This is a genomic window from Rhodococcus sp. NPDC080181 (genome assembly GCF_040702225.1).
Lineage (GTDB): Bacteria > Actinomycetota > Actinomycetes > Mycobacteriales > Mycobacteriaceae > Rhodococcoides > Rhodococcoides fascians.
In genome coordinates this window covers 1-14351 of record NZ_JBFBKN010000024.1, presented here as the reverse complement: position 1 = coordinate 14351, position 14351 = coordinate 1, and the positions used below count along the sequence as shown (strand labels likewise).

The following is a 14351-nucleotide window of genomic DNA, read 5'->3' as shown; positions in this document are numbered from 1 at the left end:
TCGGTGAGCAGCAAGCGATGAACGGATATGTGGGTTCGTGTAGAACTCTGGAAAGGTCGAGGACGGGTGCGGGTGTGTGCCCATGAGTGGAATCGGCCCTTCTGTTCGTGAGTGGTCGGTGTGGGCGGAAAAAGCACAGGGCCGCGAGATCCTCTTTCGAGGAGCCCGCGGCCCTGTGGTGGTCGGATCCGAAGATCTGTGACCGGAGGAAAAGCTCAGGCCGGAACCTGGATTCCCGCGCCGCCCCAGCTGGGAGCAGGCGTTCCGGAGAAGGGATCGTCGGGATTCCCTGCGGCCGGTGCTACAGGCGCACCCGGGGCTGCTACCTGGTAAGCGGCGGCCACGGGAACGATCGGTTGTACCGGAGCCATCGGCGCAGCGGGAGCGACCGGTGCGGCTGCGGCCGGCTGGAACGGTGCCACCGGAGCTGCAGGAGCCAGGGGCGCACTCGGAGCTGCGGGAGCCACAGACGCGACGGGAGCGGGGGCAGCTACCGGCTGGACCGGAGCTGAAGGTGCCACGGGCGCCGCCGGCAGACCCGATGCGTCGGTCCTGACGATCTCGTTGGGAACCTCGCTCTCGACGCCGTTGGTGGCGACCAGAGGCGTCGAGAGCGTGATGCCGTAGGACCTGAGATCGAGATTGCGGGCACCGGACTTCGGTGCGTACGGAACCTCCGGGGTCGAGAGGATGATAGCTTCCAGACCGAGACCGAGCTTCTGGTACTCCCGACCGTTCTTGTCCTTCGACTGGTAGGTCACGACGACGATGCGGACGACCGTGTCCCTTGCGATTTCACCTTCGACGTCGACCACCTGGCGGTACGAGCCGGGGTTCTCCGGGTCCACCGTGAGCAGGGTGGGGAGGCTTTTCGTGACGTTCTTCGCCTCGTATCCGAGTCCCTTCTCGGGGTTCTTCTTGTGCTCGAAGAACAGGCTTTTGACGTACGACTCTTCCCAGCTGTACTGGGTCGGGTCGGCGGGAACGATCTCGGCCTGGGACAGAGCGATCAGCGTGTGCGGGCTGTCGGTCGGGTATTGACTCTTCGAGTGGCTGACGCGGCGCTCGAGCTCGACCCCGTCGATCAGGCTCGCGGTACGTGCGAAGGAGATAGCTCCCTGGACGACGATGACCTGTCCGGGACGGATGTTCTCGGCAGTGGGTGTGGTCGGTGCGGTCATGATGACTTCTTCCTGTGCGTGGTGTGGGTGGGGAGGTCTAGTTGGTGAGGTCGGTTTCAATGTCCCGACTCGGCGGATGCGCACGAGCGGTGTTTGCGTGTGCCAGTCGGGTCTCACATGCGTGAGCGCGGCCCGGCTGGCAGCTCGGAGATTTCTTTGCAAGAGGTAGTGGTCGGACGCAGGCGCTCGACCTGGCTCAATCAGTATTCGGGGTGGGCGTCTATCAGGTGAGCCGCCCTGGCGCGGTCCTGTTCTTTCAGTCCGCGCCGGGGTGGCTCAACCCCACTGGAGATGACGCGCCTTCCACAGCCCGTAGTTCTCCACTTTTCACAGACACACCGCAACCCTTCCTGCGGGCGCCTCCGGCGCGCGCGGCGGTAACGAATGGCTTCCAAGATGGTTCTTTTTTCGCAGAAGTGTCTTCACTGCCCGAACCGTCAAAAACCACAGATTTTCCTATACAAACAACAGATTTCTGCGTGATCCAGGTCATGTTTTCATGGCACTTCATATAGTTGCCAAGTTTTTCCTCGATAAAAACTTTGTCGCTCCTACACGCGCCTGACCTGTGCAAAGAGAATATCGAGGCCGCATCCATGTAATATTCGAGATTAATGAAGCCGGCATGGTGTGGTGGCACAGTGACACAAGGGTGAGGTTGCACGCTGATGACGATCAAGGAATCGACGACGGTCTACAGTGACGCCACGGGTGAGGTGGTCGAGAACTGGTACCGGGTGGGTGTCGTGTTCGACAACGCCATCTGGGTCGTCGACGTAGACCGAGACAAGCTGGAAGACGAGCTGAAGGCGATCACCGTATACGACGTGGTCAAGAAGGGTCGCCGAGTCAAGAAAGTCGGTCGCAACGCCCACGGGTCGTTGAACGCCGCCATGCATCACGAAGCCAGGCTGTGGGCCAAGGCCAACGGTATCGATGTAGGCGATCGCGGAATGGTCAGCAAGGAGATCATCACCAAGTACCACGAGGCCAAAGGCATCGGCCCTATCAGCTTGCTGGATCCCGCGCACAGCGAGTAACACCGTTTGACGGCATAAGCCACACCCCCGCACCGTCTGGTGCGGGGGTGTGTTCGCTTCTATCGACTCGAATTGGCTTCGGCGATGGCACCGGCCATCGTCGTCTTGAACTCGGACCGAGTTGCTTGCATCAGACGCTGCTGACTGGCCTGTTTGTCCGACAGAGCGCCGGGCATCGCCATGTCGATGGTCCCCTCGGTCAAGATCGTATGCACGACAACCGGTTTGCTCTGACCGAGACGATTGAGTCGGGCCGGGGTCTGCCCGAAGTGTTCGTTCGAGTCCGGCAGGGTCGTCCAGATCAACGTGTGACCTCCGAACTGCAGATTGAGTCCGTGGCCAGCACTGGCCGGATGGACGAGCATGATCGGAATCTCACCTCGGTTCCACGCCTTCTTTGTGTCGGGCATGCCGTTGTATGCGCGAGCACCGGGATACCCGGCGCGGTGCAGACGGTGGAGCAGAATCGTCTTCTCGAAGTCGAACCGATAGGCGATCAAGATCGATCCACCATCTCCGCCAGCGAAGTGACGGTCGCAGATCTCGATCACTCGGTCGAACTTGGCCGAATGCAGTCGCAGCGTCGGCCGAGTGGTCAGTTCGGTCGCCGCGTCGTAACCGTCGGTGCCCTTGTCGATGTCGACATAGACCGCACCAGAGGCAAACTGGAGCAGCTTGTTTCTTAGCACACCGCCATTCACTGCCTCGATGTAGAAAGCCGAGGCGTCATCGAGAGTGACCGCATCGTGTGCAGCCTTCGCACGGGTGCGGTCCCCGGTGGCCTCGACAGCGCGGCACCTGGCTGCGGCAGCAAGGGTGTCGATCTCGTCCTTGCCCACTCCGCTTATAACGGCCTGCATTCGTGCCGCATCATCGGCGGCGGCCACCGCGTAGATGTCTGCTGTGGCCACCATGACCTTGTCGTACGCGCGGCGTCGTAATTCGGTGAGACCGGTCAGTAGAACTGCCAACAGCGCGTCTCGCCCGAACGCTTCGTAGGCACCGAGTAAGTCCGAGGTCATCGGCACGACGTGGGTGACCGGTGGCGCGAATCCGATGAGATCGAGTTCGGTGTTCTCGGCAGAGATCGCCAGATGTGAAATCGCCCGGTGCAACTGCGTTTCATTGTGACGACTGATTTCCCACCGAGTCACCTGATTCTTGACGACTTGCTCCGGAGTGAACCAGGTTGCGAGGTGGTCGGTATAGCTGCAGCCGAGGGCGAATCCCTTATCGAGTAGAAAGATCTGCGGCCAGATTTCGTGCGCCCCCTCGGGCGTTGGCGTGCCGGACAGTTCGATGATGCGCCGGATGTGCGGGCGGACCGCGGTCATCGCCTTCCAGCGCAAGGATTGGGGGTTTTTGAACCCTTGGGCCTCGTCGATGATGACTGTCGGGAACGGCCACAGCGAGTAGTCGGCCTTGGCGACGTGAGCGGCGACCCTGAACTTCTGGCCTGTGACATCGGTGATCGCCGCGGCGAGGTCCTGGCGCACTTGCTCGGAGCGAAGTAGTTTCGTCGTCGCGGGATCGCTATGCGCGATAACCACTGTCGGAGGGGCACCGGATGCAGTGGCTGGTTTGATCTTGATCAACCTGGTCTCGGCGAAAGCCTTTTCGATTGCCCGACAATTGGTCTCGAGCGCGCACCGCTCATCGTCGGGTGAACCTTCGATTCGAGACAGACGCAGTGCTGCAAAGCGGCGTTCGATTTCATCACGTGCATCTCGTACGGCGTCGAGATCGACGACACCGTCGTCGCGTGTGGCACCTACCGGGCGTACCCGAGGCTCGCCCGCATAGACGATGCGTCTGACCAACTCGGTGAAGCGGTCCGAGCCGACAGTGTAGATACCGGCGGCGTCGGTTCCGAGGTTGTCCACGAGCGCTTTGAACTCCTCGGGCTTGAGGTTGCGTTGCCTTTTGTTGGGTCGTCCGTTCTTGCCTCGTATCCCCGGCGGGGTGATGTTCAACGAGGTCACGCGCAGAGGAATGTTCCAATCGAAGAGCTCCTCCGGCCACGTATCGACAGCGATGTTCCGAGGGGCGACGACCAGGATATGGCCGGGCTCGCGCAGGTAGGACAGAGCAGAGAGCGTGACCAGCGTCTTGCCGCTACCCATGGTCATCCACACCGCCGACGCCGGCCGGGTGAGGATGAAGTCGCGCACCCGCTTCTGAAAGGGCTTGAGACTGTCCTCGATCTTCTGCATCCAGGCCGGCAACGCCGACCGGGGTGCAGAAGATGCCTCGGCCACGGTGGGAAGTACAGCGGTCATCGTCATCTCCAAACGTGGAATCGGGTCAGTGAAGCGGGGGAGCGGACTCAGAACTGGCCATGTCGAGCAGAGCGCTCGATGCCGAGAGGGGTTGGGGTGCTGCTGCGCGAGAGACCTGTTCCCTGGGGCAGTCGGAATGACTGGCTGCGAGTGCTGCGAAGACATCCGGTCGGATGAAGGGGCAGCTTTGACCCGGTTCGATTGCGGCACCGAGGTCGGCGACGTACAGATCGACCGATGGGAGATCGAGGGAGTCTTCGAGATCGCGCAGACGTGAGCGGATCGCTCTGACTGCAAGCTGAGCGAGATCAGAACTGAACCCGCTGAAGTAGGTCGGTGTCGTGAACGTGTTGTGAATCAGCACGATTGGAGTCTGCGCAACGTGAAGCTCACCGTGGAAGAGCTGGTAGGCGTCGGGCTCGTCATCGAGGGGGGCAGCGACTACCGGGATTTTAGCGGCCTTGAACAACGTCTTGAGTCGGTCGCAGTTCGGGCAGTGCGGCAGGGTGTACATCACGGCGTGGGGGAGTAAGGGGTGCAAGGGTGCGAGGCCGCTGAGGTCTGGTCCTTGTGCCGTCAGCTCGGAATCGGAAACGGTGCTCAGTGGAGATGTCATGTCGGTGTTGCCTCTTTCATGGTGGTCATTGAGGTCGCGGGCTGGCCGGAGCTGTCGAGGATCGACTTAGCGGCCGGTGCACCTGCGAGGGAGCCGATCTCAGCAGGAGGGTGGAGGAAGTATTTTTCGAGAAGGTGGGCGACTCAGTGGGTCACCGAAACGTGCCCGGATGCGGGAGACGTCAGGCGTATTGCCGGGACGTTCGAGCTCTAGACGCCATCGGAGCGCGATGCGTGATGGTGCCGCCGGTCGAGGGCGTGGTCGATGAACGAGGAGCGACCCTGTTGTAGATCGCCGGGTGTGACCTCGAACAACTCGGCCGCAGGGTCCGGCAGGAAAGCTGATTCCCAGGTGGACCGTAATTTTTGCTGCTGCGCGCAGCGACGGAACCCCATGGAGAGCAGTGCGCGACGAGAGTACTCATTGTCGCTGTCGACCAAGGCCTCGACCAGCTCGACACCCTCGGACCAGAAAACGTGGTCGAGTGCGAGAGCGAGAGCCGCCGATCCGACACCGTGGCCGGTGAACTTGTGACCGATCCAGGCACCCACTCGCACCGCGTGGACGGGTGTGCGGGTCAGCCCCGTCAGCTCCATTTGACCGGCGAACCGGTTGTCGACTTCGACGACCCACGACCAGCCCAGCCCGAGCTCGATGCGCTGCCTGGCTGTGCGGTGCACAGTCATCCAGTTGTTCGGACGGTTCTGCTCCGCCCATCGGGCCGCATCGTCGACCGGAACGAGCCCTTCGATGCGTGCAGCTAGACGCTCGGCATCGTCCAAGCGCAATCGCGACCACGCGAGCCCATCCAAGGGGGAGGGCTCGCGTAGTCGTAATCGACCGGATCCAATGACGATCGGACCTACCTCGGGAATACGAACTCGATTCGTCATCGGACTCCTTCGTGGGGATGCGGTCGAAACATTGAGCTTGGTCATCGGGATGCGTTGCGCCAGTTCTCTTCGTAGGAGCTCGCGGCCATCGCGATGTAGGCCTCGGTGTCGATCGAGGCCAACAAGTGCTCGAGTAGAGCAGTATCCGGGTGATCGGCGATGGTGTGGTTGAACACCAGCATCGGTGTCGACGGATCCACTCCGCTGTGTCGAGCCAGGATGAGATCTCGAGTTCGGCCCTGATGCGCCGAATTTTCACCAGCGAGCGTGAGGAGGTGCTCAGCGATCGGATCGACACCATTGGGGTTCGTCGGTCGCAGACCCTTGTCCTCACGTGAGGTCCAGGTGCTCGCACTGACGACCCTTGCTTTTGCCGCGGCGATCACGAGCGGATCACCGAACATATCCCGATCGACCGTGTCGGGTCGCACCAGGAATACCCGAGTGAAGTGCCCCAACAGCTGCACTTCTGTTGCCTTCGGATGCCGATTCAGGGTGCCGCCCTCACGCAAGAGCGCATCGTTGTCGGTAACACTGCGCGGGTCACCCGGGAAAGTGAGATGCGCAGTGTCAGTGGCGTCGATGACCAGTCCCGAGTCAGGGTCGACCCGGTACGGCGCAGCGTAGAGATAGCTGCCCGCCGACGGGGAAGATGCCAGCAAATTTTGGTAGAGCTTGAGCAGGTCGCGAACGCCGAGCTGGCGGTGCAGCTCGCGTAGCACCTCACGCACTGCGGTGGTGTCCATGGACTCGAAGATCGAGACCGGGCCGGTCAGTGCATACGGAACAGGTCGCTGCTCTGGGGTGTATCCACCGGCTACGAGCTTGAAGTACTCCAGAAGCAGTCGATCGACCATTGCCGGGTGAGCCAGCGCTTTGCGTGGACTCGGCCCCGCCCAGCAGGCGAGAGTCCCGCCACCCGCAGAAGCGACGACGCGGTACCAAGGCTTGCCGGCGATCTCCTCGGGTCGATATTGAGGTTCCCCTCGACTGTCATCGGTCAGGATCTCGAAGGACTCTTCGGCGGTCAGGAACTCGACACGGTTGTTGGAGTCCTTCGACACCAGGGTCAGGGACTCGGGTTCGATCTCGACACCGATGGCTGCGGTGTGCTGATCGAGCACCTTTTGGTTGGTCTCGGAATCGAGTGTGGAGTAGAGACCATCGGTGTTCGTCGACACGATGCGGCCACCGGCGAACGTTTGCGCCTGCCCGATCCGCCAGCTGAAGAGCTGCCCGATGATTCGCATGGTGATGATCATGTTGTTCATCAGGATCGGGGTGTCGTGGCGCGCGTCTGCCGCACCGGACGCCGCGTTGAGGATCAGCTTCGTGCCCTCACGTAGAACGCTGAAGTTCTCACGTTCGGCGGCAGTGAGCGTCTTGTCTTTGCGCAACTTCCCGTATCGCTCCTTGTCGCCGAAAATCTGGCTGTACTTGTCAGGAGCAGGCTGTCCTGGTTCAGCCAGGTCTGGGTTGGTGAAGGCCGCCAGATTGACCAACATCAGAGGGTAGTAGCTGGTGAAGTCCTCATGGATGACGTCAGCGACGGAGGTGAACCGGTACTTCGGGTCGAGCTTGTTGTCATCGTGAGTGGCGCCGGCCGGGAACAACGGGAACTCCTTGCTCTCACGCGCAGTGAACAGCTCCACCCCTCGGTCGCCCTTGGGACGATCACGCAGGATCGGGTCGTTTGCCTTGGATCCGGATTTGAGCATGTCTCCCCACTCGACGGTGACGATCTGATCTGTCGATGGGTCGACCACGTCGACCCGAAGTTTCTTCCGGAACCACCACGCAGCCATCGCCAGATGCTCGCCTGAGTAGTTTCCTCCGGCTGCGTCCACGATGGGCGGCATCGCGGCCGCGTTGTCGGCCACCCACCCGGTCCCCGTACTGACGATGACCTCAGTCTTCGCATCGAGGGGTTCCCCGCCGCCCGCCCAGTCCTCCATGACGTGTGCCGCCTGCAGGAACTGGTCTGCTGCCGTGTCGAGCGCGGCGCGAAAGAGTGCCCACCGTCCCCGAGACGCATCTCGCTCGACGGCGAAGGCACCGAGGTCTGCTTCTGCTCCATGGATCCCACCAGTGGAGAAGGTCGCGAAGCAGCTCGTCGGTTCACCGGCGCTGTCGAAATAAGGGATGTTGCACGGCAGCTTGCCGATCGATGCGAGTTCGTAGGACATGTTGGCCGCGTCATTGCGGTCGTTGTGCCATTCGATGACGGTCTCACTGAACGACGTAGGCCGATCCGCAGGCCAGTAGGGCTGAGCGGCATCTGCCCGGGAGAGGACGATGATCTTCAGACGATCGATGTCGGCAATCAGTTCCTTGTGCGCGATCTCCGATGAACTGTGGGTGTTTGCCCATGCGATGAGCGCTTTGCTCAGCGCCGCGAAGGCACCGAGCGTGAAGCGACGAGGACGCTCGTCGGCAGCGGAGGATGCGCCGCCGAACAGTTCGAGAAACCGCTCCGACAACTGAGCTGTCGAGTCGACATCGTGTCCGCCGGCGGATTCACGAGCCGAAGCCGCCCGTAGTTTCGCCGAGATACGGCCGGTGATTACCACCGGAGCGAACTCCTTGTGCTGCGCATCGTCGAAGTTCAGACCTTCGATACGCCGGTAATACCGGTAGATGTTCTCGAAGGCCTGATGCGCGGCCAAGCCCGTTTCGGTGTCGGCCGGGACGGTCTCGAAGAAGAAGTCTCGGGTCGCGGTGAGAACATTGATTGCGGCACCGATGTTCGATCCGTTGTGCCCCAAAGGATCAGGGTAGCGGTACGAGACGACAGGTAGATCAGCAATGTGTCCGGGAATAGCGCGCAGATCCCGGTAGGGCGCGAGGATCCGCCCGGCGAATTGAGCTGAGGACGTGTCCGTCGTCAGGCGCGGGCGCGGCCAGGTCAAGACCTGAGCCGTGTCCAGGACGGGAGTCCTGTAGTCGCCGTTGTGGTCGAAGACTGTCTCGGGGAAGGTGCGCAGCAGGCCCGACCGCAGGTCGAAGCTCCCCGAATACGTGTTGTCGTCGAACAACAACGCTGTGCCGACGGTGTCGGAGATGTTGTATGCGGCCAGTTCGAAGAAGTCCTCGAGAGAATCGAGACGGGCGTTTGGTCCGGCCAGCTTCTCGGATTCGAGGATCTGATGACCGAGCATCCCCAGCAATCGCTTCAACGCGACTTTCTGCTGTAGCTCGTTCAGTCTGGCGACATCGAGGTGGCGACCTGACGACAACCAGTTGCTTCTGATTTGAGCCGCTCGACGGTTGCCACAATGCGAAAGGTACCGAGACATCGACGGGCGGTCTCCGCTCTTGTGGAGAGCGAACATGTCGTTGTTGTGCGCCCTCATCTGCGCAGCCGTCACGCGATGCGGCCTGTACTGCTCGTCGAAGCGAAGGGAGAAGTACAGAGCCAGCATCGTGGTGTCGTACTGGTTCGAGTTGTACCCGGTAACGAACGCGTGCTCGGGCAGCCGATGGTCGTAGTCAGGATGTGTGTCGCAGACGATCGCGGTTCTGCTGACCGGGCATTCGCTGCGTAGGTGGACGTCGCCTTTGTCCACAACGCCACCGAGGAGTCTCGCCAACGACCGAGCATTGCTGTCGTTGGCGAGATCGAGGAACTTGATGGCGCGACCGGGCACTCCTGTTGGAGTTTCGCGTTGCCTCGCGAGCAGCGCTGGATTCGATCGGTACAACCGAGTCATGAGTTCACCTGAGGGATCACCTGCTGCCGCACGGACCGCTTGCGAGCTCAGACCGATGCTCGGGTCCTCGTCGATGAGGTAGTAGACCACGGCCGCGGCTTCGGAGGTGCGATAGAGCGCGACGGTGAAGGCGTTGTTCAGTGACTCGATGTCGTAAAACAGAAACGCCGACTCCGCGGCGGTCGCCGGAGCCTTACGTGCGTACGGGGTCGGTGTCATGTTCGACGTCTCCTTTTGTGTCTGATCGGCCGGTGGGCCTTGATGCGGTGAGCGCGGATCCCCACGGGGGGTGGGGCGTACGGGGTCTTTAGGTGCAATCCGGGGCAAACGCATCAGCGATGGCCGGGGAGTCCTGCCGGATTCGGTCCTTCACTGGTCAGTTCGCCATGCCCCTCCGGGGCTGCTCCTGCGGCCCTGAGCTACGGATCATTTGTCGCGACGTTGTTCTCAGGGCAGGCGTGATCGTTGTTCGATACGCGAGCACGACGCATACCAAACGACCGCAGCAAATCAAATGCGCTGCCCGACGGTGGCTCCGATCACCGTGTCGATGAAGAATGCGTCTGTGCAAGCTGACTACCCTCATGAAGACCAATACGGTTCAGCCGTTAGGAATGTCTCGATGAAAGGTGTTTGACTATGGCCAAACAAGAAATAGTTCAATTGATCGACGACCTCGACGGTTCGGTCATCGACGAGGAGTCTGGCGAGACGATTGAATTCGCCGTGAACGGGGTGGAATACTCGATTGATCTGAAAGTAAAGAACGCCAATGAATTTCACAAGAAACTCGACTACTACATCGGATATGCCAGGCGGGTCGGTGGTCGTAAGCGAAAGCCCACCGCCGTGGCCGCAAATACCGCAGCAGCGACGAAGACATCAGCAAAGCGGGGGCCGGAGCAGACGCGGGCGATCCGGCAGTGGGCCTTCGACAAGGGGTACGGGATCAGCGATCGCGGCAGAATTCCGGCAAATGTGGAAGCGGACTTCAACGCCGCCCATCGAGGTCGGTGAGCTGCTGCCGCACCCGAGGGTGGGACGACCGGAACGCCGCCGGCAGCTAGTGCGCTGCTGCAACCGTGACGGGGCGGCGAACTTCGAGATCGTCGGTGACCGTGGGTATCCAGCGCAGGCCTGCCTCACCGAAGGTAGGTGCGATGAGGGTATGGCGGCCGGTCCGATGCGGTGTGCCTCGGCCGTGGACGGTCGTCTCGAGAGTGATGGACTTGATGCGGCCCCTTCCCTGCTCGATACCGCTGTAGCCACAGACGGTGGAGGCCACGGTCAGATCGATGCCGGGCATGCGCCCATCCGTCAACATCAGAATGCTGGCATGCTTACGGTTGCGCGCGAGCAAAGCCCTTGCGCGCGTTGGTGGTACGTCACGTCCATGCACGGTTGTTACGACCAAATCCAACCCGTCGAGACAAATCGAAGCTGCATCGAGGGGATCAGCGTTTCCGGGATCAACGAGTGCTATTTTTTTGAGGTCGCCGCCATGTTCGTGGACGGCAAGCAGGCTCAGACGCGGTTGGCCAATGAGAGCCACATGATGTCCGGCCGCGGAGGCTTCGGCGACGAGAGCGATGAGCATCGATCCGGCGCCGGTGACAGAGAGGGCGGTTCCGCGGACCAGAGCGCGGCGAGGGAGCAGCGCGGCGAGCGGTGGTGGCACGGGCATGGTTCGCAGAGCTTTAGCGCGTGTAGCGGCGCTGATGAGCTCCGGGTCGTCGACGACCGGGGCGACGAGAGCAGGACGATCGGGCGTGGTGACGGTCGGGAGCTCGGCCGGTGCTTGGTCGCGCCGACCACCGGGAACGGTGGCAATCCGTTGACGGAGCACCTCCAGCTGGGTGGCTTTGTCGAGCCCGGTGAGGTCGTGGCTAACGTCGACGTTAGCCATAAGAGTCGACCTTTCGCCGTGCCGGTAGAAACTATCAAAACTATATCGAACAAGCGTTCGACTTGCGAATGCGCTGGTGAGCCTTCAGCGGGGCGAGGGAGCGAACGGCGCGGATGCGGCGCACGGGGGCGCGACGGTTCCGGCGACAGTCATTCACGTGAACGACTGGATGAGTGTGTTCCGTCTGCATGGCATCACTCAGGGCGGCGATCCTCCTCGACGCCGTGAAGCCGATCGAGTTCGGCGCGTTGCAGGGAGATCTCTTCGCGTAGGTCGGTGGCGATCGCTTTCTGTTCGTCGATGCGTTCGGTGTAGTCGCGGCGTAGCTCGGATTCGCGTTTGGTGGCGTCGGTGCGCTGCTGCGCGAGTGTTGCTGCGTTACTGCGGTTGTCGTCCTGGTGGGCGGTGCGTTCGGCAGTGAAGTCTGCGCGGAGGGTCTTCGCTTCGGCGCGGAGCTCGGCCAGCTCCATTTCGAGGCGGCGTTCTTTTTCGTCGTAGCGATCAATTGCCTCACGGTGGCTGGTCTTGAGCGAGGCCACGATGGAGTCGTGGTTGTCCTGTAGCGCTGCCATTTCGGTGCGTTGGCGCGCGTCGAGTTCGTCGAGGGTGCGCCGATGCGCCGCTTTCCGTTCCTCGAGGTCGGCGCGGGACCGCTCGGCGGCAGTGGTCGCCGCCTCGGTCTGCTCCCAAGCGTCGGCTGCGTCGGTGCGAAGCTCGTCGTTCTCGGCGTCGAGTGCGTCGGCGCGGACGGTTGCTGCGTGCGCTGCAGCTTCGGCGGTCGCGGCGCGTTCCTCTGCAGCGGAGACGGTGCGTGCGGTTTCGGCGCGCATCAGTTCGAGACGCTGATCGAGGGCTCTGGGGTCCGAGACGGTGCCGATTGCGGATTCGACTCGCTGGACCAGCGCGGTGATCTGCCCGAACTGGGCTTCAAGTGCCGGCAGGACCGCAGCCAGAGATGCGACGGCCAATTCCGGGGTCGAGGCGTCGACGTTGGCGGCTTCGGCAACTTTGGCTGCTTTCTCGGCCGCTTTAGCGCGATGGGCTCGGACCTTGTCGGACGGGCTGGCGTGAATACGAGGCCGGCCTGGCTTGCGGGGTGGCTCGACTGAGGTCATACGAAGACCCTACCATTTCGTTTCGTTTCGTTACATGAAACGAAACGAAACTAAATAGCAGCGGGGCTACAGAGGTCGACCACCGTTGTTGGTGCTCCGGAGTTGGCCGGGGAGAGGGGGGTCAATTCATGCACCAGAAGGATGCGACCGGGATCGCCGTATCAGGCACTCCCGCACACCACAGGCAGCTGGTGTCGTGCGCCAGGCGGCCCAGCACTCCTTTGGCTTCTTCTATGAGAATGGGTAGCTCTAGGACTCGAGCAAGGGCGAGCGCCTCGGTGGCCCACCGTACGGCTCGCGGATCGGCGGCGGAGGCCAAAGCGGCAGCACCGATCAGGCCCGTAATCCTTTGATGATCGTTCACGACTGGGTCCTTTCTGCGTGTCGAATGGAGAGGTCCCAGTCGGACCAACCATGTGTGTCAGCTTGGATAGTCCCCCAGAAACACAGATGCCGCAGACCTGGTGTGTACCAAGATCTGCGGCCAGTCGTGGGAAACGTCAGAAGTAAGTAATCAGGGCTTGGTGTATCCCCTGAAGGCGCGTGCTGAAGCTATTTGGTCAAGGTGAAGGACAGCACCGGGATCGGGCTGCCGAACGCCGTGAAGTACATCCGGCCGTTCAAGCGGTTCGGGTCGTTTGCGTCCGGAGTCACTTCGTCGTGCACGAGCATGCCGAGCTGGGGCGAGAGCACGCGGTAGTCGATATGCGTTACCGGCGAGCCGTCGAAGATCGAGGTGCCGGCATAGACGTCGGCGGGGAAGCGATCCAACCCGTTGAGGCGGTTGATCACCGAGGTGCCATCGCCTGAAATCGTCTTGCCGTCCCAAACTGGCACCTGGGCACCGTTCACCGTTCCGCGGTAGACGCCATCGGGCACTGACTCTGCGGCGGCAACGCCAGCTCCCACGATCGCAGCGGCAGCGAGGGTTGCGCCGAGCTCTGCTGTACGGGTGAGTGTTCTGTTCATATCTCTCCAGGTGTGATCAGGTGCGCGCGCTGCATTGGATTTCAGCGTGCGAGGTGGGCAAGTCGAGGCCCCGGTGAATCGAGCGTTCAGTAGGTCGGCTCATGGGACAGACCGAAGTTCTGTGGACCCCGGTGCTGTTGGGCCTCACGGAGAGCCTGCAGAGCCGAAAGCCGCTGCGGCCGAGGCGTCTGATAGTCAGGGCCGTCTTCGGAGACACCGTCGTACGGCTGGACGTAGTCGGGCGAGATCCCGATTCGGTCAGCCGTCGCTGCGTAGCTCGGAAATGGTCGGTGATCGGGCTCTTCGATCACGTACTGGACGTAGTAGCGCCAACCGATGAATTCACGAGTGGTTTCGTCGAAGACGGGGTGTTCGTCGATCTGGTCGTAGATGACCGTTCCGTTGTGATCGATGATTGCCTGGAGCGCAGCCTCGGCAATAACGTCACGGACGGTGGTCGTGTCGAAGAATTTCGTGCAGATGTGCCAGTACCCGCCCTGAAGCGTGAGCTGGTTCATCGTGGGATGGGTACCGGTCCACAACTTGGTAGGCGGAACGAGGAGATTGTTCTCGTCGTAGAACGCGGTTGCGACTTTCATGATTGCGTTCCTTCTGGTTCAGGTCTGCGGGGCAAGACGGCGT

At 61.7% G+C, this 14351-nt stretch carries 13 protein-coding genes; 2 read left to right on the top strand and 11 right to left on the bottom strand.

The window, feature by feature from the left end; translation table 11 throughout:
* Positions 1–215: 215 nt before the first annotated feature.
* Both AB0O58_RS22025 and AB0O58_RS22020 read right to left on the bottom strand, forming a co-directional pair.
* Positions 216–1181, bottom strand: a complete 966-nt coding sequence (locus tag AB0O58_RS22025) for a hypothetical protein (RefSeq protein ID WP_366238787.1) — start codon at positions 1179–1181, stop codon at positions 216–218.
* Between the two features lie 256 nt (positions 1182–1437).
* A complete protein-coding gene (locus tag AB0O58_RS22020) occupies positions 1438–1860 on the bottom strand; it encodes a hypothetical protein (RefSeq protein ID WP_366238786.1) in 423 nt (140 codons plus the stop codon).
* Here AB0O58_RS22020 and AB0O58_RS22015 point away from each other — a divergent pair.
* Positions 1850–2221, top strand: coding sequence for a histone-like nucleoid-structuring protein Lsr2 (locus tag AB0O58_RS22015; RefSeq protein WP_032373169.1), 372 nt, complete (start codon positions 1850–1852; stop codon positions 2219–2221). The genes AB0O58_RS22020 and AB0O58_RS22015 overlap by 11 nt on opposite strands.
* A gap of 59 nt (positions 2222–2280) precedes the next feature.
* On the opposite strand, the gene AB0O58_RS22010 is transcribed toward AB0O58_RS22015, so the two are convergent.
* From AB0O58_RS22010 to AB0O58_RS21995, 4 genes are all read right to left on the bottom strand, one after another.
* Positions 2281–4500: an SNF2-related protein gene (locus AB0O58_RS22010; protein WP_366238785.1), complete on the bottom strand. Its 2220-nt coding sequence runs from the start codon at positions 4498–4500 to the stop codon at positions 2281–2283.
* 25 nt (positions 4501–4525) lie between these two features.
* Positions 4526–5116 carry a glutaredoxin domain-containing protein gene (locus AB0O58_RS22005; RefSeq protein ID WP_032373168.1) on the bottom strand — a complete coding sequence of 197 codons (591 nt, stop codon included), beginning with the start codon at positions 5114–5116 and terminating at the stop codon, positions 4526–4528.
* A gap of 209 nt (positions 5117–5325) precedes the next feature.
* A complete protein-coding gene (locus AB0O58_RS22000; RefSeq protein WP_366238784.1) occupies positions 5326–6009 on the bottom strand; it encodes a GNAT family N-acetyltransferase in 684 nt (227 codons plus the stop codon).
* A gap of 41 nt (positions 6010–6050) precedes the next feature.
* On the bottom strand, positions 6051–9938 hold the full coding sequence (locus AB0O58_RS21995; RefSeq protein WP_366238783.1) for a hypothetical protein: 3888 nt from the start codon (positions 9936–9938) through the stop codon (positions 6051–6053).
* A gap of 420 nt (positions 9939–10358) precedes the next feature.
* Between AB0O58_RS21995 and AB0O58_RS21990 the strand changes: the two genes are divergently transcribed.
* Positions 10359–10736: an Lsr2 family protein gene (locus AB0O58_RS21990; RefSeq protein WP_366238782.1), complete on the top strand. Its 378-nt coding sequence runs from the start codon at positions 10359–10361 to the stop codon at positions 10734–10736.
* A 46-nt stretch (positions 10737–10782) separates the two neighbouring features.
* Here the strand turns inward: AB0O58_RS21990 and AB0O58_RS21985 are convergent, their stop codons facing one another.
* The 5 genes from AB0O58_RS21985 to AB0O58_RS21965 form a co-directional block, all read right to left on the bottom strand.
* Entirely contained in the window at positions 10783–11625 is an 843-nt protein-coding gene (locus AB0O58_RS21985) for a hypothetical protein (protein ID WP_366238781.1), read from the bottom strand.
* Between the two features lie 194 nt (positions 11626–11819).
* On the bottom strand, positions 11820–12740 hold the full coding sequence (locus tag AB0O58_RS21980) for a hypothetical protein (protein WP_032399733.1): 921 nt from the start codon (positions 12738–12740) through the stop codon (positions 11820–11822).
* 121 nt (positions 12741–12861) lie between these two features.
* Positions 12862–13104 carry a hypothetical protein gene (locus AB0O58_RS21975; protein WP_032399732.1) on the bottom strand — a complete coding sequence of 81 codons (243 nt, stop codon included), beginning with the start codon at positions 13102–13104 and terminating at the stop codon, positions 12862–12864.
* Between the two features lie 188 nt (positions 13105–13292).
* The gene (locus AB0O58_RS21970; RefSeq protein WP_155288603.1) at positions 13293–13592 is read right to left on the bottom strand and encodes a hypothetical protein; all 300 of its coding nucleotides are present in this window, start codon (positions 13590–13592) and stop codon (positions 13293–13295) included.
* 203 nt (positions 13593–13795) lie between these two features.
* Complete coding sequence (locus AB0O58_RS21965; RefSeq protein WP_366238780.1) at positions 13796–14308, bottom strand: hypothetical protein; 513 nt, start codon at positions 14306–14308, stop codon at positions 13796–13798.
* Between the last annotated feature and the right edge of the window lie 43 nt (positions 14309–14351).